The organism is Saccharothrix isguenensis, assembly GCF_052936305.1.
The window spans coordinates 2,154,370-2,175,311 of the sequence record NZ_CP193626.1 but is presented as its reverse complement, the minus strand read 5'-3'; the positions used below and the strand labels follow the sequence as shown (position 1 = coordinate 2,175,311).

Annotated in this window: 21 protein-coding genes; 6 read left to right on the top strand and 15 right to left on the bottom strand. The window is 71.8% G+C overall.

What is annotated here, in order from left to right; all coding sequences use genetic code 11:
• Positions 1-157: 157 nt before the first annotated feature.
• Positions 158-2,353 (top strand): discoidin domain-containing protein, encoded by a 2,196-nt coding sequence (locus tag ACRAKI_RS10505; RefSeq protein ID WP_447006863.1) that lies wholly within the window; start codon positions 158-160, stop codon positions 2,351-2,353.
• 81 nt (positions 2,354-2,434) lie between these two features.
• Here ACRAKI_RS10505 and ACRAKI_RS10500 read toward each other — a convergent pair whose 3' ends face one another.
• Complete coding sequence (locus ACRAKI_RS10500; RefSeq protein WP_447006862.1) at positions 2,435-2,785, bottom strand: VOC family protein; 351 nt, start codon at positions 2,783-2,785, stop codon at positions 2,435-2,437.
• A 106-nt stretch (positions 2,786-2,891) separates the two neighbouring features.
• Between ACRAKI_RS10500 and ACRAKI_RS10495 the strand changes: the two genes are divergently transcribed.
• Positions 2,892-3,680 (top strand): helix-turn-helix domain-containing protein, encoded by a 789-nt coding sequence (locus ACRAKI_RS10495; protein WP_447006861.1) that lies wholly within the window; start codon positions 2,892-2,894, stop codon positions 3,678-3,680.
• 101 nt (positions 3,681-3,781) lie between these two features.
• Here the strand turns inward: ACRAKI_RS10495 and ACRAKI_RS10490 are convergent, their stop codons facing one another.
• The 11 genes from ACRAKI_RS10490 to ACRAKI_RS10440 all read right to left on the bottom strand — a co-directional run bounded on the left by ACRAKI_RS10490 (position 3,782) and on the right by ACRAKI_RS10440 (position 15,069).
• Entirely contained in the window at positions 3,782-4,912 is a 1,131-nt protein-coding gene (locus ACRAKI_RS10490; protein WP_447006860.1) for a DUF418 domain-containing protein, read from the bottom strand.
• 191 nt (positions 4,913-5,103) lie between these two features.
• On the bottom strand, positions 5,104-6,471 hold the full coding sequence (locus ACRAKI_RS10485; protein ID WP_447006859.1) for a DUF6923 family protein: 1,368 nt from the start codon (positions 6,469-6,471) through the stop codon (positions 5,104-5,106).
• On the bottom strand, positions 6,468-7,226 hold the full coding sequence (locus tag ACRAKI_RS10480; protein WP_447006858.1) for a bestrophin-like domain: 759 nt from the start codon (positions 7,224-7,226) through the stop codon (positions 6,468-6,470). Before ACRAKI_RS10480 ends, ACRAKI_RS10485 begins: the two co-directional genes overlap by 4 nt.
• A gap of 245 nt (positions 7,227-7,471) precedes the next feature.
• A complete protein-coding gene (locus ACRAKI_RS10475) occupies positions 7,472-8,563 on the bottom strand; it encodes a hypothetical protein (RefSeq protein ID WP_447006857.1) in 1,092 nt (363 codons plus the stop codon).
• Positions 8,560-8,880: a hypothetical protein gene (locus tag ACRAKI_RS10470; RefSeq protein WP_447006856.1), complete on the bottom strand. Its 321-nt coding sequence runs from the start codon at positions 8,878-8,880 to the stop codon at positions 8,560-8,562. The genes ACRAKI_RS10475 and ACRAKI_RS10470 overlap by 4 nt, the downstream gene beginning before the upstream one ends.
• Before the next feature lie 11 nt (positions 8,881-8,891).
• A complete protein-coding gene (locus ACRAKI_RS10465) occupies positions 8,892-9,680 on the bottom strand; it encodes a hypothetical protein (protein WP_447006855.1) in 789 nt (262 codons plus the stop codon).
• Entirely contained in the window at positions 9,677-10,717 is a 1,041-nt protein-coding gene (locus ACRAKI_RS10460) for a hypothetical protein (protein ID WP_447006854.1), read from the bottom strand. Before ACRAKI_RS10460 ends, ACRAKI_RS10465 begins: the two co-directional genes overlap by 4 nt.
• Before the next feature lie 106 nt (positions 10,718-10,823).
• Positions 10,824-11,465 carry a response regulator transcription factor gene (locus tag ACRAKI_RS10455; RefSeq protein ID WP_447006853.1) on the bottom strand — a complete coding sequence of 214 codons (642 nt, stop codon included), beginning with the start codon at positions 11,463-11,465 and terminating at the stop codon, positions 10,824-10,826.
• Positions 11,453-12,982, bottom strand: a complete 1,530-nt coding sequence (locus tag ACRAKI_RS10450; RefSeq protein ID WP_447006852.1) for a sensor histidine kinase — start codon at positions 12,980-12,982, stop codon at positions 11,453-11,455. Before ACRAKI_RS10450 ends, ACRAKI_RS10455 begins: the two co-directional genes overlap by 13 nt.
• A 29-nt stretch (positions 12,983-13,011) precedes the next feature.
• Positions 13,012-14,310, bottom strand: a complete 1,299-nt coding sequence (locus ACRAKI_RS10445) for an FAD-dependent oxidoreductase (protein WP_447006851.1) — start codon at positions 14,308-14,310, stop codon at positions 13,012-13,014.
• Positions 14,311-14,391: 81 nt separating this feature from the next.
• Positions 14,392-15,069, bottom strand: coding sequence for a TetR/AcrR family transcriptional regulator (locus tag ACRAKI_RS10440; RefSeq protein WP_447006850.1), 678 nt, complete (start codon positions 15,067-15,069; stop codon positions 14,392-14,394).
• 137 nt (positions 15,070-15,206) lie between these two features.
• Here ACRAKI_RS10440 and ACRAKI_RS10435 point away from each other — a divergent pair, with 137 nt between their 5' ends.
• The 3 genes from ACRAKI_RS10435 to ACRAKI_RS10425 all read left to right on the top strand — a co-directional run bounded on the left by ACRAKI_RS10435 (position 15,207) and on the right by ACRAKI_RS10425 (position 16,922).
• Entirely contained in the window at positions 15,207-15,782 is a 576-nt protein-coding gene (locus ACRAKI_RS10435; protein ID WP_447006849.1) for a hypothetical protein, read from the top strand.
• 153 nt (positions 15,783-15,935) lie between these two features.
• A complete protein-coding gene (locus ACRAKI_RS10430; RefSeq protein ID WP_447006848.1) occupies positions 15,936-16,313 on the top strand; it encodes a hypothetical protein in 378 nt (125 codons plus the stop codon).
• Between the two features lie 300 nt (positions 16,314-16,613).
• Positions 16,614-16,922: a hypothetical protein gene (locus tag ACRAKI_RS10425; protein WP_447006847.1), complete on the top strand. Its 309-nt coding sequence runs from the start codon at positions 16,614-16,616 to the stop codon at positions 16,920-16,922.
• Between the two features lie 61 nt (positions 16,923-16,983).
• Here the strand turns inward: ACRAKI_RS10425 and ACRAKI_RS10420 are convergent, their stop codons facing one another.
• On the bottom strand, positions 16,984-17,868 hold the full coding sequence (locus tag ACRAKI_RS10420; RefSeq protein ID WP_447006846.1) for a nitroreductase/quinone reductase family protein: 885 nt from the start codon (positions 17,866-17,868) through the stop codon (positions 16,984-16,986).
• 375 nt (positions 17,869-18,243) lie between these two features.
• On the opposite strand from ACRAKI_RS10420, the gene ACRAKI_RS10415 reads away from it, so the two are divergent.
• A complete protein-coding gene (locus ACRAKI_RS10415) occupies positions 18,244-18,786 on the top strand; it encodes a DUF4232 domain-containing protein (RefSeq protein WP_447006845.1) in 543 nt (180 codons plus the stop codon).
• Positions 18,787-18,909: 123 nt separating this feature from the next.
• On the opposite strand, the gene ACRAKI_RS10410 is transcribed toward ACRAKI_RS10415, so the two are convergent.
• Positions 18,910-20,217: an ABC transporter permease gene (locus tag ACRAKI_RS10410; protein ID WP_447006844.1), complete on the bottom strand. Its 1,308-nt coding sequence runs from the start codon at positions 20,215-20,217 to the stop codon at positions 18,910-18,912.
• Positions 20,214-20,942 (bottom strand): ABC transporter ATP-binding protein, encoded by a 729-nt coding sequence (locus tag ACRAKI_RS10405; RefSeq protein ID WP_447008381.1) that lies wholly within the window; start codon positions 20,940-20,942, stop codon positions 20,214-20,216. The genes ACRAKI_RS10410 and ACRAKI_RS10405 overlap by 4 nt, the downstream gene beginning before the upstream one ends.

The window sequence follows — 20,942 nt, the reverse complement described above, 5'->3', positions numbered from 1 at the left end:
TCGGACGACGTTGCCATCGCGCTGGAACGACGTTGTCGTTGACGTCGTCGTGACACGGGCGTTACTCTGCGGGAGAGCGCTCTCTCAGCGCCTCCGGTGCCACGGAGGCTTTGCTCCCGGGCCTTTCCCAGTGCCCCTCACCTCGTCAGGTAGGACCATGAGCTCTCCACGCTCCCGCTCACGGTTGTTGACCGCCGCGCTGGCCCTCGGCCTCACCGCGGCGCTCACCCCCGTGATCTCCGCCCAGGCCGCCGAGTGCGGCACCACCAACGTCGCGCTGAACCGGCCGGCCACCGCGTCGTCCGTCGAGAACGGAGGCACGCCCGCCGCCGCCGCGGTCGACGGCAACACCGGCACGCGCTGGTCGAGCGCGTTCGCCGATCCGCAGTGGATCCAGGTCGACCTCGGCTCCACGCAGACGATCTGCCGCGTCACGCTGAACTGGGAAGCCGCCTACGGCAGGGCTTTCCAGATCCAGGTGTCCGACAACGCGTCCAACTGGAACCCCGTCTACTCCACCACCACCGGCACCGGCGGCGTGCAGAACCTGACCGTCGCGGGCACCGGCCGCTACCTCCGCGTGCACGGCACGACGCGCTCCACCGGCTACGGCTACTCGTTGTGGGAGTTGGCGGTCAACACCGAGACTGGCGGGGTGACCATTCCCCCGACCGACCCCCGCAACCCCGACTTCGGGCCGAACGTGCTGGTCTACGGACCCGGTTCGTCCCAGTCGGAGATGCAGGGCCGGCTGAACGCCATCGCCGACCAGATGAAGACCAACCAGTTCGGCACCGAGCGGTACGCGGTGCTGTTCAAGCCCGGTTCGTACAACGCCGACGTCAACCTGCGGTTCTACACCCAGGTAGCGGGTCTGGGCCTGAGCCCGGACGACGTGAACATCAACGGCCACGTGCGGGTCGAGGCGGACTGGTTGCAGCAGGGTGACAACCCGAACAACCTCGGCAACGCGACGCAGAACTTCTGGCGTGGCGCGGAGAACATGTCCGTCACGCTGCCGGCGAACCAGATCGAGCGGTGGGCGGTGTCGCAGGCGGCGGCGTACCGGCGCATGCACCTGCGCGGCCAGATCCACCTGTGGAACGGCAGCGACGGCTGGGCGTCCGGCGGTCTGATCGTGGACAGCAAGATCGACGGCGTCGCGGTGTCCGGTTCGCAGCAGCAGTTCCTGACCCGCAACACCAACCTCGCGGGCGGCTGGAGCGGCTCGGTGTGGAACATGATGTTCGTCGGCTCGCCCGGCGCGCCGCCGCAGCACTTCCCGAATCCGTCGCACACCACCGTCGACACCACGCCGGTCGTGCGCGAGAAGCCGTTCCTGCACTTCGAGAACGGCGAGTACAAGGTGTTCGTCCCGGCGCTGCGGCACGACGCGCGGGGCACGAGCTGGGAATCGGGCGCGCCCGCCGGTCAGTCCCTCTCGCTGGCCGACTTCTTCATCGTCAAACCGGGCACGTCGGTGGCCACGACCAACGCGGCGTTGGCGCAGGGCAAGCACCTGCTGTTGACGCCGGGTGTGCACCACCTGAACGACACGATCAACGTGACGCGACCCAACACGGTGGTGCTGGGCCTGGGCCTGGCGACGCTGTCGCCGGACACCGGCAAGGCCGCCATGGCCGTGTCCGATGTGGATGGTGTGAAGCTGGCCGGTTTCCTGGTGGACGCCGGTGTGCAGAACTCGCCCGTGCTGCTCCAGGTCGGCCCGACCGGGTCGAGCGCCTCGCACTCCGCGAACCCGACCTCGCTGCACGACGTGTACCTGCGCGTCGGCGGGTCGCAGGCCGGCAAGGCCACGGTGTCGTTGGAGATCAACAGCGACAACGTGATCGTCGACCACACGTGGGTGTGGCGGGCCGACCACGGCACGAGCCCCACCGGCTGGAACGTCAACACCGGCCGCAACGGCGTCGTCGTCAACGGCGACAACGTGACCGCGTACGGGTTGTTCGTCGAGCACTACCAGCAGTACAACACGGTGTGGAACGGCAACGGTGGTCGCACGTACTTCTACCAGAACGAACTGCCGTACGACCCGCCGAACCAGGCGTCGTGGATGAACGGCGCCTCGCCCGGTTGGGCCGGCTACAAGGTGGGCAACCACGTCACGTCGCACGAGGGCTGGGGCATGGGCGTGTACGCCTTCAACCAGGCCGACCCGAGCATCGTCACCGCGAACGGGTTCGAGGTGCCGAACACGCCGGGGGTGCGGATGCACGACTTGGTGACGGTGTCGCTCGGCGGCGTCGGCACGATCAGCAACGTCATCAACGGCGTCGGTGGGACGGCGAACCTCGCCACCCAGCAGCGCTACGTGGTCAACTACCCGTGATGACCGCGTGACCGCGTGACCCCGCGATGACGAACCGCCCCGCCGAGCCTCCCGGCGGGGCGGTTCCTCGTGGCGCAGCGCCTAGTCGCCCTTGGACAGGCAGAACGGGTGGCCCTCCGGGTCGAGGAGGACGGTCCAGTCGTCCTTGCCCGGCTGGAACTCCGGCTTGCGCGCGCCGAGCGCGACGAGGGTCGTGACGGCCTGGTCGACGTCGGGCACGCTGAAGTCCAGGTGGGCGTGCGTGCCCTCGTCCGGCCACGAGGGGGCTTGGTAGTCGGCGACGCGCTGGAAGCCCAGCCGCACCGAGCCGCTGTCACCGATGAACACGAACGTGTCGTCGGTGTAGGTCGGCTCCCAACCGGTGGCAGCGGTGTAGAACCCGGCTAGCTCCGCCGGGTCGGCGCTGTCGAGGATGATCGTGGCGAGGCGCATGGCGGATCCCTTCTCGGTCCCTGCTTGGTGACGGTGTGCAGCTTCTCCGACCAGGGCAGGACCGGTCTTGAACTTTTTTGTCGGACCCCCCGCGTAGCTTGCGGGTGTGCTCACCCCAGTATCGCTCGCGGCGTCGGCCGACTTCAGGGTCGAGGCCGTGACCTGCACGGAGTCGCACCCCCGGTGGTCGGAGGCGGAGGCGGCGCGCGGGCACGTGATCGTGCTCGTGCGGCGTGGGCGGTTCCGGCGGCGGGCGCGGGACGGGGTGTTCGACGTCGAGCCGGGCACGGCGTACGTGAGCGTCCCGGGCGAGCAGGCGGAGTTCGCGCACCCGGCCGGTGGGGACGTGTGCACGGCGGTGTGGCTGCGGCCGGAGCTGTGGCGGTCGGTGGTGGGCGAGGAGCGGCCCGCGCGGTCGGCGTTCCACGTGGACGCGGCGGTGGAGTTGGCGCACCGGCGGGTGGTGGCCGGTGGCGACGTGGAGTTCGGCGTGGCCGAGGGGTTGGTGCGGCTGGTGGGCGCGGCGGTGGGCCGGGTCGTGGACCGCCCGCTGCCCGGTGCGGCGGACCGCCGGGTGGTGGCGGCGGCACGGGCGGCGGTGCTGGCCGGCACACCCGAATCGGCCGGTCTGGTGCTGCTGGCGGAGTCGCTGGGCGTGTCGCCGTACCGGTTGAGCCGGGCGTTCAGCGGCGAGATCGGCGTCTCGCTGACCAGGTTCCGCAACCGGGTGCGGGTCTGGCGTGCGGTCGACCGGTTGGAGGCGGGCGAGGACGACCTGGCCGGTCTGGCGGCGGACCTCGGTTTCGCCGACCAGGCCCACATGACCCGCACCGTCCGCGACCACCTCGGCCACACACCGGCGGCGCTGCGCCGACTGCTCGCCGGACCGGGCTGAACGAGGCGCGGCGCCCGCTGAGCACGCGGTCGGCGGGCGCCTCTCCCCCGGTGACCGCGTGCTCGGCGGTGTGAGATCGGGCGGTGTCAGATCGGGCGGTGTCAGGCCGGCGGTGTCAGGCGTGGGCGGGCTGTCGTTCGTGGCGCTCGGTACGCCCGGTCCCACAGGATCTCCACCGGGCCTCGGGTGAACCGCCGCATCCACCACGACGCACCGAGCACCAGCAGCACCGAGACCGCCAGCCACGTGCCCGCAGCGAACAACGCGCCGAGGTGCCCGAAACGCCGGGCCAGGTCGAGGCCCCACTGGTAGCAGAGGACGGACGCGATCACGTTCTGCCCGATGTAGCAGCTCAACGCCGACCGGCCGACCGCCGTCACGCCCCGGCGCAGGAACCCCGGCGCACCCGCGCGGTGGACGAACGCGGTGATCGCACCGAGCAGCCCGAACGCGACCAGCGGCGCGCACACGTACCGGTCGACCGCGAACCACTCCGGGCCGGCCACGGTCGTCAGCACGTTGAGCGGCACGCCGACGCCGAGACCCCACACCATCAGCCGACGCTGGACCCGCACGCCGCGCGACGAGTCCTCCAGCGCACCGGCCTCGTACAGGCGGACGCCGGCCAGGAACAGCACCCCGCTCAACGGCAGCACGAAGAACCCCTCGGCGCGGAACACCGCGAACAGCTCGATCCGTGCCTGCACCTGCCCCCACCAACTCGCGGTGCTGACCGCGAGCGTCGGATCACCGGCCTCCGCCACACCGGCGAGCATCCCCACCGTCAGCAGGCCGACGAACGCGAGGTGCACCGCGCCCAGCCCGACCATCCACCCCTTGATGACCCGCGCACTCCGGCCGACGAGGTAGGCGGCCAGCACCGACACGATCGCGTAGAACATCAGCACGTCGAACTCGAAGATCAGCACGTAGTGGATCAGGCCCTCGAACAGCAGCAGCGCCGACCGCCACAGGTACCAGCCGGGCCACCGCTGCCCGCACCGCACCGCCGAGTCGTGCTGGATCGCCAGACCGATGCCGAACAGGATCGACAGCAGACCCAGGAACTTGCCGTTCGTGACCATGCGCGACAACGCGTCGGTCGGGTCGCCGAAGTCCGCCAGGAACCCGGCCGGCCCTCCCGGGTGCGTGAACGCCCAGACGTTCGTGCCCAGCGTGCCCAGGATCGCCACCCCGCGCAGCACGTCCAGCGCCGCGATGCGTCCGCCCATGTCCCCCTCCACGACTCCCCTTGTGCAAACGAAGCTAGGGCGGGGGTGGGCGATCCATCGTCGGCCGATGGTCTGCGGTCAGGTCGCACCTTCGGAGGACATCGGCGGCTGTTCGGATGACACGGCGACCGCGCACGGCTCTTCCGGGTAGGCGCGGTAGCTGCCCGGTCGGTCTTGGGGCTGGTGTCGGGCTACCGCCGGCGGTTCGACGCCTGACGAGCCAGCGCTCCTGCGGCGAGGATCAGGATGAGCGCGGTCAGGCCCCAGCGGCGTTGGTCCCGAACCATGTTGTCGGCTCGTTCCACGGAGTTCACCCGCCGCTCCGGCATGTCCAGGGCCTCCCGGGCCGGGGTGTCCGGGGGCGGGGTGTCCGGGGGTGGCGCGGTCGGCGGTGGCGCGGTCGGCTGGGTGCGTGCCGGTGTGGTCGTGATCGGCGTTGTCGTGGTGGGTGTGGTGGTCGTGATCGGCCTCGCCGTGGTCGGGGCGGGAATGGCCACCGGTGGCGGCGGCGGTGGTGGCGGCGGTGGCGGCGGTGGTGGCGGCGGCGGTGGCGGCGGTGGCGGTGGAGGAGGAGGTGTTGTGGTCACCGTCGGCTGGGGAGGCGGGGTCGTCGTCTGAGTTGGGCTCGGCGTCGGTGTTGGGGTGGGAGTCGGGGTCGGCGTTGGGGTTGGGGTTGGGGTTGGAGTCGGCGTTGGGGTTGGAGTCGGCGTTGGGGTCGGGGTCGGGGTCGGCGTGGGGGTCGGGGTCGGCGTGGGGGTCGGAGTCGGCGTGGGGGTCGGAGTCGGCGTGGGGGTCGGAGTCGGCGTGGGGGTCGGAGTCGGCGTGGGGGTCGGGAGCGTGGAGAGGCAGCCGGACGAGTCGATGGTGTGCAGCGCCTGCCGGGACGAGATCTCGGTGACCACGCCCGAACCGTCGAGCGCCACCCGCCACAACGTGCTCCGCCTACCGTGCCGGTTCTGCGTCGCGTACAGCGCACCCTCCGGGCTGAACGTCACCGCGCCGTACCCACTCCCACCCGGCAGCCGCCCGGCTCCCGGCACCTCCTCCACCCGGCCGGTGCGCGGGTCGATGGTGACCACCGCGCCGTGCCCGTGCGTCCGCGTCGCCACGCCGTAGAGCAGGCCATCAGCCGGGTTCACGTCGAAGTCGTCCACGGTCAGCGCCCGCGGCGTCCTCATCCACGCTTCGTGCACGACCCGCCCGAAACGCCCACCGGTCGGGTCGATGTCGAGCGAGTACAGCGCCGGCCCCACCCGCACCACCAGCCGCTCCCCCACCACCGCTCCCGCCACCGCGTGCCGCAGCAGGGGCGACGGGCGGGTGGGGGTGCCGACCATCCGCCCGGCGCGGTCGAGCGCGACGAGCCGACCGTGGTCGTCGATGCCGTACACGAGGTCCTGCCGCGCGGAGTAGCCGATGGCGTTCAGCCGCACGTCCAGCACGGTCAGGCGCGTCACCGCACCCGAGGGGAACCGCACCTGGAACGCCGTCGACGGGCCGTGCGCGGCGGCCTCCACTTGGAGGGTCGTGCACACGACCTGAGCGAGCGCTTCGATCATCCGAACCGCTCGATAGCCGCTTCGAAGGCCGCGGGGCTCACCTCGGCGCCGCCGCCGAACGGGTTCTGCAACTGGAACGCCGCGTACAGCAGCAGCGTGATGGTCGCGGCCAGGGTGGCCACGATGAGGACGTGCGTGCGAATCAGCGGCCCGCCGAACAGCAGCGGCAGGCAGATGGCCAGCACGCTGCCCACCACCAGCACGAACCACACCACCGTGCTGATCTCACCGCCGGCCGCGTCCAACCGGGCCTGCCGCGCCTCGTACACCTGCCAGAGCTGGGACGCCGCCTCGGTCTTGCGGTCGACCTCCCACTCGTCGGTCGCGGGCGCCTGGGCCACCACCTGGCGCAGCCGGTCGAGCTGGGACCAGCCGGTGGACTCGAAGTCCTTCCCCCGCTGCATCGCGGGCCACTCGTCCTGGATGACGGTCGTCGCGTACTCGCGGGAGAGGTGGCGCACCTCCTGACCCGTTTCCTCGGACAGCGCGTCGCTCGCCCACGTCGCCGCCACCAGGCCGTCGGCTTCCCGGTACGCGGCGTCACTCGCCTGGGTGACGGCATCGAACAGGGCGATCAGCACGAACGCCACCAGGACCGCGTGCAGGCCGCCCACGATGGTGAACACCTGCCCGGCGGCCTCGTTGTTGGCCGCTCGGCCCTCCGCCGGCCCGTACTTGCGGATCACGTAGGCGAGGACGGCGGCGACGATGGCCGCGCCGCCGACCCAGAGCAGACCCGTGAGGTACACGCTCATGGACGCCCTTCCACTACCTGGTTCCGATTCGTCAGATCCGCGAGTTCCACGCTCCGCAAGCTAGTGATCGGCGTTCCCCAGGAAAAGCAGGTTCATACGCCCGCACTCGAAATCCAAACTGTCGAGTGACGGAAGGGCACGCAGCGGCACGCGGAGCGTGACGTGCCCGCTCGACTGCGGTCCCCCGCCGCTCATCGGACCAGTGCATTGGGCCGATCGAGTCACCCGAGGCCACCGCGCCCTGCTCAAGCGGCGAACAGCAGGGCCAGACCGCCCGACGTGTAGCCCACCATCAGCACGAGCAGCGGCACCTGGCCGGTCAGCTGCTTCTCCGGCGGCAGCAGCCGCAACGTGCGGTCGTGCGCGGCCACGACGGCCAACAGGTGACCGGCCAGCACCGCGCCGATCTGCACGGACGCGACCAGGACCGGAGCGGCGAGGGCGTCGCTCGGGGTGAAGCCGGTGACGCCGAACAGCAGCGCGACGGCCCGTTGGCCCTCCACCGCGAGCAGCGAGTAGTAGTGCGCCACCACGTACCCGGCGATGATCGGGATCAACGAGTGCGCCAGCTGTCCGCCGAACGACCGGCACGCGAGCAGGTAGCTGCCCGCGACCAGTCCCACGGTCACCACCAGCCCCAGTGAGTCGGGCACCGACAGGCTCGCCCAGGCGAGGCTGGAGCCGATGCTGTCGAAGGCGGTCGACCCCAGCAGCACCGCCACGACGGCGACCAGACCGGGCCGCACGGGCGTGGCGACGAGCGCGTGGAACGGGTTGCCGTGCAGGGGCGACAGCCGGCCCAGGAGCGTCGAGAACACCTCGAACCCGTCGGCCCGCTCGAACCACGTGCGACCGAACACCACGCCGCCGGCGACGTTCACCACCGCGTACGCCACCAGGAACCACGGCAGCGCGTCCGACTCGACCAGCTCGACCCACGTGAACGCCAGCAGCCCCAGCGCCGCCGGCCAGTGGCCCAGCCACTCCGGGTACGGGCGGTCGAGCGTGGCGCGGGCGGCCAGGCGCAGCGGGTTGAGCACCCACCACACCGGACCGAACACCACCGACAGCACGGCCACGCCGACCCAGAGCAACACGAACACCAGGTGCGGCCACGCCTGCGCGGGCACGAGCACCAGGCCGACCAAGACCAGTGCCCGCACGGGCCACCAGTCGCGCTCGGGTGTCGGCGCGGCGGCGGCGAACCGGGGTTTCGTCCACAGCACACCCAGCGCCAGGAACGACGCCAGCAGCGCCACCGCCGCGCCCTGCAGCACAAGGTCCAGCGGCAACGGCAGGTCGTGCCGCGCGCCGACGCCGTGCGCGAGGACGGTCACCGCACGATCAGGCGCGCCAGCAGCGTGTCCGGGTGCGCCTCCACGTCGAACGTCCCGGTCCGGTCCGCGGTGAACTCGAGCACCGCGGGCTTGCCCGAGTCGGCGTCACCGCGCACGTCGAACCCGTGCACGTGCACCTCCACCGGCTTCTCGCTGGTGATCGTCATCTCGATGGCCTGCCCCCGCACCGCTTCCACCCGTTGCCGCGACTCCTCGTCCGCCGACAGTCGGAGCACCAGCGGATCGGGCGGCGCGGCGGACGTGCCCGGGGAGCACCCCGCCACGACGAGCAGGGTGAGCAACAGAACACGGATCACCGGACCCCTTGTCATGTGGTCGGACCACCCTTTCTCATGTTGTCGAATCCGCCCGCGGCGAGGCCGAGGCCGCCGCCGAGGGTCAGTGCCACGAGCAGCCGGTCCAGGTCGCCCGGACCGGCGAACGGCAGCTGGGAGAAGCGGAAGCTGTCGAAGTCGGGGATCCCCGCCACCACGAGCATCGCGCCGACCACGGCCGCCACGAACGCGGTCGCCGGTGCGCGCCGCACCGCCGCCACCACCGTCACCACGGCCAGCGGCCACGCCACCAGACCCACCCCGCTCGCACCGATGAGCAGCGGCGCGAACGACTGGCCGGTCACCGCGAGCGCGGACCCCACCGCGTGCCAGGCGTGTGCCGCCGTCACCACGACGACACCCGCCGCGAGCAACGCCCGCCCACGACCGAGGAAGTAGCCGCCGAGGGCGAGCGCGGCCGTGAGGAGCAGCCAGCACAACGGGTTCGGGCCCGGTGTCGTGTCGACCCGGCCCTTGATCACGGACGTGCCCAGCGGCAGTTCCCACTGGGGCGCGGTGGTGCGTTCGTCGCGGAAGCGGTACGTCTCGCCGGGCGCGACCACGTGGTCGGCGACGGTGATCGGGGTGGCGCCGCCGTTGCGGACCTCCACCTGCGTGCCGTGGTTGACCATCGTCGCCGTCACGCCGGGCAGCGGCGGGTCGATCGCGGTGACCCGGCTCAGGTGGTCCTGCGGCGTGAGGCCGCCGGCGTGCGCCTGAGCCGGGGAGGTCGCAACAACCAGCGACGTGGCGATCAGCAGGGCGAGGAGGACCGCCCTCACCGGCGGGCGGTCGGGACGAGCACCACCGCCATGAGCAGGCCGTGCAGCGCGGCCATCACCGGTGCGCCGGTCCACATCTCGGTGACGGTCGGCATCGCGCCCTGGTCGATGCCCGCTGCCGCGAAGAAGGCCACCCACGTGACGAACGACGCCGCCGCGCCGAAGATCCGGTACTCCTTGAGCCGGTCCTCGGAGGGGCGCAGCGTCAGCAGCAGCACGTCGACGACGACGCCGGCGAGGACGAACCCGATCGCGGTGCTGATGTTGGTGTAGTCGGCGACGGCGGTGCCGAGCGCCATCACCACGACGGACAGCAGGGTCGCGACGCCGAACGGGAGCCGGAACCGGCGGGCGGCCAGGAGCAGCGGCACCACCATGATCAGGTTGGTGACCAGGATGGACGAGGCGAGGCTGTTCGCCAGGCGCGAGCCGCCCTGGTCCTTGTCGAAGCTGAACGACTCGAGGATCCGGCTGCTGTCGAACACCGTCGCGTCGGCGTAGCCGGCGAACAGCAGCACCAGTGCGGCGGTGAACGCCAGCGACAGCGCGGCGGGCAGGAACTGCCGGAACGACGGCGCGACCATCTCCCGGTCGTTCCACGCGGTGCGCAACGGCGTGGTGAGGATCAGGATCATCGACGTGATCAGGGCGAGGTGGGTGGGGCTGAACAGGATGTCGATGCCCTTTTCGATGCCGATCAACGTGTGCCACAGGTAGTCGCCCGCGCCAGCCACGGCGAACACGGGCAGCGCGACCACCGCCGGGCCGTAGCCGACCGGGATCACGTCCAGCGGGCGCATGCCCGGCCGGTAGTTGCGCCACAGTACCCAGAGGATCCAGGCGCCGGTCGCCGCGAACCCCGAGTAGAACACCGCGTGCCACGGCGTGAAGAACGACTCCAGCTCGGGCACGTTCGAGTGCGCCCACGCGTCCAGGAACAGCCCGGCCGAGAACCACGTCCCCAGCAGGATCGTGATCAGGTCGGTGCGGTGGTCCGCCCGGGGCCGCTCGCGCGCCGGCGCCGGGCTGCCCACCACTTCGTCAACTTCAAAGTTCCGCCCCGATTGCATGGTGCCAGCCTGCCGCCCGCCCCGACCGGCCGGAATGGTGCCAGCCTCACCAGGAGGTGTGGCTACCCGCACCTCATGCGTTCAAGTACCGCAGCACCGCCAGCACACGGCGGTGGTCGTGCGGGCTGGCGGACAGGCTCAGCTTGGTGAAGATGCTCGTGCAGTGCTTCTCCACGGTGCGCTCGGCGATGAACAGCCGCTGCGCGATCGCCTGGTTCGTGCGCCCTTCCGCCATCAGCGCGAGCACCGACCGTTCCCGGTCGGTCAGCCGGCCGTCGCTGTCGTCCCGCCGCCGCACCAGCAGCCGGCTCACCACCTCCGGGTCGAACGCCGACCCGCCCGCGCCGACCCGGCGGATCGAGGCGGCGAACTCGGCCAGGTCGGACACCCGGTCCTTCAGCAGGTAGCCGACGCCGTCCGCGCCCGCGTCCAACAACTCGGCCGCGTAGCTCACGCGGACGTACTGCGACAGCACCAACACCCCGGTCTCCGGGTACAGCCGGCGCAACGCCAGCGCCGCCCGAAGGCCTTCGTCGGTGTGCGTCGGGGGCATCCGGATGTCCACGATGGCCACGTCGGGCCGGTGCTCGTCGACCGACGCCATCAACGCCGGCGCGTCCTCCACCGCCGCAACGACGTCGAACCCGGCCTCCGCCAGCAGCCTGGTCAACCCCTCGCGCAGCAACGTCGAGTCCTCCGCGATCACGACCCGCACGGGAGCACCACCCGCACGCTCGTGCCCTCGGACGCCGCACTGACCACCCGCATCGTTCCCCCGTTCGCCTCCACCCGTTCACTCAGGCCGCGCAGCCCCGAGCCCCGCTCCGGGTTCGCGCCCCCACGCCCGTCGTCGTCCACCCGCACCACCAGCCGACCGTCACCCCCGGTGATCACGACCTTCGTGCTGGACGCGTCCGCGTGCTTCGTGACGTTCGCCAACGCCTCCGCCACCACGTAGTACGCCGTCGTCTCCAGCAACGGCGGCACGGGGTGGGGCAGGTCCAGGGTCAGCTCCACCCTCGGCTCGGCCAGCGCCGTCAGCTCCCGCACCGCGCCGTGCAGGCCCCGTTCGGTGAGCACCGGCGGGTGGATGCCGTGGCACACCGCGCGCACGTCGTCGATGGTCGCCAGCACCGCCTGCTTGGCCTCGGCCGCGAGCGCCCGCCCGCGTTCCGGCGGCACGGTTTCCGCCAGCCCCAACGTCATGACCACCGACAGCAACCTCTGCTGGACGCCGTCGTGCAGGTCCCGCTCCACCCGGCGGCGCTCGTCCTCCGCCGCGCGCAGCACTTTCGCCCGTGACTCGCCCAGCTGCCGGACCTGCGCCCGCAGCTCGGCGGTGAGCCGTTCGTTCTCCAGCGCCAGGCCCACGGCGGCGCACGCGGCGTCCACCAGTTCCAGGTCCAGCACCGGGTCGTGCAGCAGCACGGCGACCGGCGCGCCGCCACGGTCCACCCTGGTGTGCGCGGAGTCCAGCTCGACGGGCTGCCCGTCCGCGTCCACGTACTGCTCCTGCTCGGCCACCCAGTACGCGACCCGCAGGCCCGGGTCGTGCAGCGTCGCGGCCAACGCCTCCTGCACCCCCGCCCGCCGGCTGTCACCGCTGAGCCGCACGACCAGGTCGACCAGCGCGCCGCGGTCCATCCGGCGACGCAGCAACCCGGCGAGGTAGGCGAACGGGATGCCGCTCAACGCCAGCATCAGCACCACGGCGGGCGGGTTGAGGCCCGCACGCGCCACCGGTTCCCACACCACGAACACGATGATCGCCACCGCGGTCGCGCCCAGCATCGACGTGAGGGTCCGGCGTTGCGCGATGCTGCTGCACCGCCAGCGGTACAGCTGCAGCGCCAGCATCGCGCCGCCGACCACGGCCGTCATGGACGTCTCGGCGTCGGTCACCGCGACGCTCCACGGCTCGTGTGAGAACTCGAACGCCACGCTCAGCAGGACGGTCTCGGCGTACCCGGCGGCCACGACCAGCCGCCGCGGCAGCGTGCGCAGCCTGCCCGTCGGGAACGCCACCAGGGCGTGTCCGAGCACCGAGGCCCAGACGTTCGCCACCAGCAACGGCAGGAACGAAGACTCGCCGCAGATCAGGTAGTCGAGCGCCCAGCCGACCCCGACTAGCACGAACAGCAGACCGATCGGGTTGCGCGGCTGCACCCGGCGGCTGATCACCCCCGCGATCACGTAGACCGCGCTCACCGCGAACACCGCGGATAACAGCATGCGCCCAAGGTAGCCGTTCGGCGGACGGCTCAGCGCCGGCGCGCGCCCCCGACCACCACGCGGGCCAGGACGCCGGGTCGCATGATCGACGACAGCGGGTCGAGCAGTCCGACGGTGCGCATGAACGCGCCGGCTACCACGGGGTCGTGCGCGCCGACGCGCTGGAGTCGGGCGACGTACCGGTTGAGGACCCTGGTGGCCGGCGTGCGGCGCCCGTGGATCTCCGGCAGAGCCAGGTCGGCGACGGCGTTCAGCTGCCACACCGGGTCGATGATCCGGGCCGCGGCGCGGAAGAACCGCCGGGCCAGGTCGCGCTCCCCCTCCCGCAGGCACCTCCGCAGCGCCTCCGCCTCCAGTGCCGCGACGGTCATGCCCTGGCCGTAGACCGGGTTGAAGCTGCACAGCGCGTCACCGAAGACGAGCAGGCCCGCTGGGAAGCGGCGCAGCCGTTCGTAGCGGCGGCGCAGGCTGGCCGGGAACCGGTGCGAGCGCAAGCCCTCGAGCGGTTCGGCGGCGACGATGGCGTCGTGCACGTCGGGTGGCGCGATCCGCTTGACGAACGCGAGGAAGTCCGCCTCGTCGGTCGGCGGGTGGTCGCCCGCCATGCCGACCACGGTGACCACCCACCGGTCGTCCTCCTGCGCGGCGAGCGCCAGCCCGGTGGTCCGGCCGGGCACCGGGCCGACCAGCACCAGCTTGTCCCGGAACGGTTCCGCCAACCGCACCAACCGGCTCACGTACATCATGTCCACGTCGATCCGGTCTTCCTCGGGCGTCGGGAAGCTCATGGCCGTCAGCCAGGCCCGCGCCCGCCCGTAACGTCCCATCGCGTCGACCACGAGGTCTGCCTCCAGCACGCCGTCCGCGCCGCCGACGACGACCCTCACCCCCGTCACCCGGTCGCGTTCGACGATCGGCCCGGCCACGTCGCACCCGGCCACGATCCGCACGCCGGGGTGCTTCGCGACGCGGGCCCGGACCGCGCCCTCCAGTATCGGGCGGGTCGCCTGGATGTCCGACGCCCCGGTCACCGCGCGCGCCAACTCGTGCCCGGACAACACGAACCGCGCCTCGTCCAGGAAGCTCGCCCGCCGCGCGCCCGCCGCCACCAGGTCGTCCGTCAGACCGGGGAACATCGCGTCGAGCACCTGCGCCCCGCGCAGCAGGATGGTGTGGAAGTGCTTGTCCTGCGGCACCCCTCGGCGGTGCCCGGCGGCGACCGGCAGCGCGTCCCGCTCGACCACGGTGACCCGGTCGTACACCCCGGCCAACGCCCGTGCCGCGAGCAACCCGCCCATGCTCGCGCCCAGCACCACCGCATGCGTCATCCGACCACTGTGGCAGCGATCGTCGTCCGACGGCACCTCCTGTCGTGCTCGAACCCCTGCGCCACAACGCATTCCGCTGGTTCAGATGCCGATGACGTCCGCCAACCGGCCGAGTTGGTGGTCGAAGTGGGCGGCGCAGTCGGTGAGGCTGCCCCGGTACTGGCCGAACAACTCGAAGCTGATCAGGCCGAACACCGCCGAGAACGCCAGGAACCCGCGCGCCAGCAGGTCGTCGCCGATCTCCAGGCCGAGGGTGTCCCGCAGCGCGGCGAAGTCGTGGCCGAGCGGTCCGGGCAGCGACGTCGCCGGCGACCGTTCGCGCTCGACCTCCGCCAGCAGCGCCAGCAGCAGCAACGACACCCTCGTGCCCGGATCACCGGTCTGCTCCACCGGCGCCTGGTAGCCGGGCACCGGGCTGCCGTAGATCAACGCGTACTCCGACGGCCGCTCCACCGCCCACGTCCGCGCCGCCGACCCGATCGCCGTCCACCGGCCGCGCAGGTCGTCCCGCGCGCACGCGCCCTCGGCGGCCTCGACCGCGTCACCGAGCGAGTTGTAGGCGTCCACGATGAGCATGGTCAGCAGGTCGTCCCGGCTGGGCACGTACCGGTAGACGGCGGAGGACACGATCCCCAGCTCGCGGGCGATGGCCCGCAGCGACAGCGCCGCGCTGCCCTCCCGCGCCAACTGCTCCTTGGCGATGCGCTTGATGTCCTCGATCGCCTGGGCCCGCGCCCGCTGCCTCGGTGTCCCGGTCATGGCGACGATGATCACGCACTGAGAGAGCAGATGCAACAAAAGAGAGCAGTGCTCTTGACGGGGCGCTCGCCAGGCCGCAGCATTCTCCTCGACAGAGAGCGGTGCTCTCTAAAACGACTAGCGCTCACGGAGACGTCATGGACAAGCTCAAGGCCGGTGCCGCCGCGTTCGGCGTCGGAGGTGCGTTCTTCCTGCTCTACCCGGTGCTGCGGCCGTACTCGGACGAGACCGCGGTGGACGGGCTGCACGTCATGGGCACGTCCGCGTGGGTCGCCTCGCACTTGTTCGCCGTGGGCGGGTTCCTGCTGGTCGGCCTCGGCCTGCTGGCCGTCGCACGCTCCCGTGCCGCCGTCGTCACCATCGCCGGTGCGCTGCTCACGTCCGTCTACTACGGCGCGGAGACGTTCGGCCTGCACGCCATCGGGGTGCGTGCGGCGGAGCAGCCGGACCCGGTCCTGCTGGAGGTGGTCGACGCGGTCCGCTACCAGCCCGCCGGGATCACGATCTTCGGTGTCGGACTGGTCGTGCTCGCGGCGGGTGCGGTGATGGCGGCCGTCGAGCTCAAGAGCCGTGCCGCCATCCCTTACGCGCTGGGTTTCGTGCTCTTCCTGCCGCAGTTCTTCACCCCGCCGCCGCTGCGGATGGCCCACGGCCTGCTCCTGCTCGTCGGCTGCTGGCTGGTCGCCCGCGAGCTGTGGCAGCGGCGCTCCTGAGCCGTCGACGCCGAAGTGGCCCCGCCGGATCACGGCGGGCCACTTCGGTGAGGCCTGGTTGCCGTTGGCCGCCAAGGTCGGCAGCCTGTCCGGCGGGCACCGGGCCCGGCTCGCGCCGGCCCGTCGGCCGCGGGTCTGCTGCTGGACGAGCCGTTGTCCGAGATGGACCCCGTGGCGCGGGAGACGACCACGCGGGCGCTCATGGTGGCGGTCGCCGAGACCGGGCTGACCGTGGTGCTGTCCTCGCACGTGCTCGCCGAACTGGAGGGCGTGTGCGACCACCTCCTGCTGCTCGACCGGGGCGGCGTGCGGCTGGAGGGTGACGTGGACGAGCTGGTCGAAGGTCACCGGACGGTGGTCGCGGTCCGCGGCGCGGACTTCGGCGACCACGAGGTGGTGACGGTCCGGGAGGGCGAACGCCAGGTCACCGCGTTGCTGCGGCTGGTCGGCCCGCCGGATCTGCCGGATGCGAGCACACCGGCGTTGAACGACCTGGTCGTGGCGTACCTGCGAGCCGGGGAGGCGGCGTGATCTGGGTCGCCTGGCGGCAGCAGCGTGCCGTCCTGCTCTCCTCGGCCGCGTACGCGCTGGTCCTGATCGCGGTGGTGGTCTTCGTCCACATCCGACTGTCGGCGCATTCCTCCGCCGATGCCGTGATCGACTGCATGGGCCTCGACTGCCGGGCCGGCGAGGGGTACTGGAGCCTGCGCAGCTCCCTCTGCCGACTGGAGGAGACCGCGCGCATGGGGACGATCGGCTTCGCGGCGCTGGTGGGCGCCTTCGTCGGAGCGCCGATGCTCGCGCGAGTGGGAGAAGCGCACGCACCTGCTGGTGCTGAGCCAGCGGCGAGCCGTCGCCTCCCCGAAACCGCGGGCCGAGACGCACCGGGCCGCGTTGCGGCACTGCGAGGCGATGGACGTCGAGCTGGCCGAAGAGGTCGCGCGGCTCCAGTCGCTGTTGAGCAGCATGTCGACGTTCGCCGTGGCCCAGGACGGCGTGGCGCGGCAGCGGTCCACCATGGCGGCGGCGGCAGCCGCCGGGCTCGGCCTGCCGGCGTTGGTCCTGTCCCTGTGGGGCGGACACGTTCCTGCCGTTCTCGTTCGACCGGGCCTGGCGCGCGCTGCTTGCCGATCACGCTGACCGCGTTGGTCGCGGTGGCGTTGGTGCTGCGACGGATGCCGGGACGGACATCCGTCCGGCACTACGTGGTGGCGGTCGGGTTGGTCGCCGCGTTGGTGTGCACGTTGCCGGTGGCGGGGCTGCCGGCGCCGGCCGGCTGATCGAGGAACGGGATCAGCTGCTCCTCCTCGTAGGCCAGGTGGGCCTCCAGCTCGCCGATCAGGCCGTCCACGTCCGCGCGCAGGGTCGCCACGTCGTGGCGGTCGAGGGTCTGCTGGAGCTGCGCCATCAGGTCCGAGATCCGCTCGTGCTCCTCGCCGATGCGGTCGAGGGTCGGCGCGAGCTCCGGGTACCGGTCCCGCAGCACGGGGAACATGCCGCTGTCCTCGGCCGTGTGGTGGAACTTCAGGCCGTGGCACGCGGTCAGGCAGTTGACCTTCAGCTGGGCGCCGAGCGTCGGCTTCGCCTCGGCGACCTCGCGGCGGATGGTGGCGAACTCGCGGCGGAACGCGTCGTGCACGAGCTTGAGCGCGGCGCCCGCGCTGGACGCGTTCGGCGGGCCGCCCGCGACCTGGGTCAGCGCGACCACCGGGATCTGCCGGGTCGTCCTGGCCTGGTACGCGGCCCAGCCCGGGTCGCTCTCGACCGCCCGTGCCCACAGCTCGTCCCGTTCCCCGCCGTCGAGGACGGTGGCCCGGGCGTCGTACGTGAACACGCCGTCCTCCACCTGGACCACCGGGTTCGCCACGAGGTTGTGGAACCAGTCCGGGTGGCGGGGCGCGCCGCCGGCCGACGCGATGACCACGATCCGGTCACCGTCGGGCAGGTAGCCGACCGGGTTGGTGTGCCGGGCCCCCGTCCTGGCTCCCGTGGTGGTCAACAGGACGAGCCTGCCGCCCTCGAAAGGCCCGCCGACCCGGCCCGCGTTGGCCCGGAACTCGTCGATCACCTGCTGGTTGAAATCCATTCTTGTCGTCTCTCCTGTTTTCAGGCATGACCGATCGCCACGGGTGGGAATGCTCCGTGGTTATTCGGTGGAGGTTTGGTGGAGGCGCGCGAGCACGGCGGTCCCGCGAAGGACCGAGGTGTGCGCGGGTGAAAGCGATCGTGCGCTCGTACGGGGGCGCTCGTGTGTGTGGAACAGGGTCCGGCTGCGTCGCGCGTGGTGCGCGGAAAGCTCGGAAACCCCTGCGTGCGGCGGGCCTCTGGCCCACCCGGCGGTCAAACCTTGGCCGGGTGACTTTCTCGTTCTTGGCCCGCGGCCGACCCGGCAGTCACGAGTCCGAGCTTATCCCGGGAATGCGTCGACGGGCAACTTGCTGTTCGTGCGACGATCGACCCCGTGTCCCGACTCCTTTTCCCGCTGCTGCTCGCCGTGTCCGCCTGCGGCACTTCCCAGCCGGTCCCGCCGCCACCGTCGCCTTCGGCGGAAACCTGTCCCGCCGGCGTGGAGTACGCCGTGAAGGGCGAGGAAGGAGCCATGGGGCTGCGGGTGATGACGCTGGAGGCGACCAACTGCGGCACCGAGACCTTGGAGCTGAACGGCTACCCCTCGGTCACGGTGCTGGACGCCGACCGGAAGCCGCTGCCCGTCACGGTCGGGCAGGGGTCGTCCGGGATCTCGCGGGTGGATGCGTTCGACGCCGATCCGCAACCGGTCGTGGTGCGGCCCGGCGAGTCGGCGGTGACGGGGCTGCTGTGGCGCAACACCTACGCGGACGTGACCGCGCCGCCCGTGGTCGGCGAGCACCTGGAGATCGCCGTCGCCGATGGGCGGCCGGCGCAGGTGTTCACGCCCATCGGCGAGCGCGGCGACCCCCTCACCATCGACCTCGGCAGCACCGGCGAGCTGGGCGTGCGGCCGTGGACCGCCGCCACGCCGTGACCGTGCCACCGGCGGGCACTCCAGCCCGAGATCACCAGGTCGGTCGATCGGCGGTCACCGCATGATCGCCGATGGCGTCACCAGCCGGCCTGGCGCCGCCGCCTGGAAACCCCCGCTGGAGTGCTAGGCGCGCATCACCGTGGAAATGGGGATGCGCGCCGCGCGCAACGCAGGGACGAGGCCACCGAGGATGCCGGCCACGAGGCCCGCGATCACACCGGCGACACCCGCCTGCCAAGGGAACGCCACGCCGTCCAGCGACGGGAACCGTGAGCCGAACATCGTCAACGCCAGCTTCAGCCCCACCACGCCCGTGCCGATCGCCAACGCCGCCGTCAGCAGACCGGTCAGCAGCGTCTCCGCCAGCACGATGCCCGCCAGCAACAGCCGCGGCGTGCCCACGGCCCGCCGCAACGCGAACTCCTCGATGCGCTCGCCCACTGTCGCCAGCCCCACGTTGAGGATGCCCGCCACGCCGATCAGCAGCACGAGCGCCGCCATGCCGAGGAAGATCCAGCGCAGCAGCGCCAGCTCGGTGGCCATCTGCTTCAGCGTCTCGACCGTGTTCACCTGGATGTGGTCTGCCGGCACGCCAGTGGCGACCAGCCTGGCCCGGAGGGTGTGCTCGACCTCGGCCGCCGCCGGGCTCAGCAGCACCTGGAGGCCGGGACCGGCGTTGGAGTCGCCGACGCTGCTCACCGGCATCCAGTTCATCAGCTCGTCGGTCCGGACGTAGGCAGCGGGCTGGTAGCCGCCGTCGTCCACCACGCCGATGATCTGCGGTGTCGGGTTGGAGGTCGCGCCGTCGACCCGCATCTCCGCCGGCACGTGGTACCGGGTGAAAGCCTTCGCCGCGTGCGTGTTGAGGACGAGCCTCGGCGCGAGCGACGGTTCACCGCCGAAGTCCAGCCACTGCCCCTGGGACGGGCGGAACGGGCGGAACGGGCGGATGTCGCCGGTCAGCCCGACGAGGTGAAGTTCGACCGCCTGGCCCTGCGGCGCGCCGGCGCTGCCGTCGTCCACGGGGTAGCACCCGGACTCGTCGCACTTCATCGACGTGCCGCCGTAGCCGGGCCGGTCGATCGGGCCGCCGCCCTGGTTGATCGGCTTCACGCCGGGCTCGCCGATGATCGCGCGGGTGCCGGTCATGGCCACCGCGTCCGTGCGGCCCTCCAACACCTCCAGCGCCACCGGGACGGCCTGGCCCTCCGGCGGCAGGTACATCTGCCGGGTGCCGTCCTTGCCCTGCGACAGCTCGACGTCGGCGAGCATGGCGCGGTTCGCGATCTCCGCGCCCGCCTGCACGACGACCACGGCGAGCACGCCGAGGAACAGGCTGATCATGGACAGGAACGTGCGCAGCTTGCGGGCCCGGATGCCCTGGCCGCCGATGATCAGCGACGCCCGCAGCCGGCCGGACAGCCTGATCACGCGACCACCCGCTGACCCGCCGGGCGGAGCAGGCCGTCGGACAGGTGCAGCACCCGCCCCATCTTCGCCGCGTGGTCCTGGTCGTGGGTGACCAGCACCAGTCCGCAGCCCTGGTCCGTGGTCCGGCGCAGCACCTCCACCACGAGGTTGCCGGTCTCGGTGTCCAGCGCGCCGGTCGGCTCGTCGGCCAGCAGGATCCGCGGCTCGCGCACGAGGGCGCGGGCGATCGCGACGCGTTGCTGCTCGCCGCCGGACAGGCGCGGCGGCTTGTGCTTGGCCAGGTGGCCGATGCCGACGCGCTCCAACGCCGCCATCACGTTGGCCTTGCGCTTGCGGCGGGGCAGCCAGCCCTGGCCGTTGACCAGTGCCATGGCCACGTTCTGCGCCGCGGTCAGGTGCTTGAGCAGGAAGAAGCGCTGGAACACGAAACCGAACTCGGCGCTGCGCAACGCCGCCGCCTTGCGCTCGGGGATCTTCGTGATGTCCCGGCCCCCCAACACGTACTGCCCGCCGTCCGGCCGGTCGAACAGGCCGATCAGGCTGAGCAGCGTGCTCTTGCCCGAACCGGAGCGGCCCAGGATGGCGACGCTGTCGCCGGGGCGCACGGTCAGGTCGACGCCAGAGAGGATGACGCGCGGCTCGTCCTGGCCCTTGAGGGTCTTGGTCACGCCGGTGAGGTGGATCAGCGGCGGCTGGGACACCGGCGGTGGCGGCACCGGCGGCAT

Coding starts and splice junctions, on each gene's coding strand:
- ACRAKI_RS10505 (WP_447006863.1), top strand. CDS start 158: ATGAGCTCTCCACGCTCCCGCTCACGGTTGTTGACCGCCGCGCTGGCC.
- ACRAKI_RS10500 (WP_447006862.1), bottom strand. CDS start 2,785: ATGCGCCTCGCCACGATCATCCTCGACAGCGCCGACCCGGCGGAGCTA.
- ACRAKI_RS10490 (WP_447006860.1), bottom strand. CDS start 4,912: ATGGGCGGACGCATCGCGGCGCTGGACGTGCTGCGCGGGGTGGCGATC.
- ACRAKI_RS10485 (WP_447006859.1), bottom strand. CDS start 6,471: ATGATCGAAGCGCTCGCTCAGGTCGTGTGCACGACCCTCCAAGTGGAG.
- ACRAKI_RS10480 (WP_447006858.1), bottom strand. CDS start 7,226: ATGAGCGTGTACCTCACGGGTCTGCTCTGGGTCGGCGGCGCGGCCATC.
- ACRAKI_RS10450 (WP_447006852.1), bottom strand. CDS start 12,982: ATGCTGTTATCCGCGGTGTTCGCGGTGAGCGCGGTCTACGTGATCGCG.
- ACRAKI_RS10445 (WP_447006851.1), bottom strand. CDS start 14,310: ATGACGCATGCGGTGGTGCTGGGCGCGAGCATGGGCGGGTTGCTCGCG.
- ACRAKI_RS10440 (WP_447006850.1), bottom strand. CDS start 15,069: ATGACCGGGACACCGAGGCAGCGGGCGCGGGCCCAGGCGATCGAGGAC.
- ACRAKI_RS10435 (WP_447006849.1), top strand. CDS start 15,207: ATGGACAAGCTCAAGGCCGGTGCCGCCGCGTTCGGCGTCGGAGGTGCG.
- ACRAKI_RS10420 (WP_447006846.1), bottom strand. CDS start 17,868: ATGGATTTCAACCAGCAGGTGATCGACGAGTTCCGGGCCAACGCGGGC.
- ACRAKI_RS10405 (WP_447008381.1), bottom strand. CDS start 20,942: ATGCCGCCGGTGCCGCCACCGCCGGTGTCCCAGCCGCCGCTGATCCAC.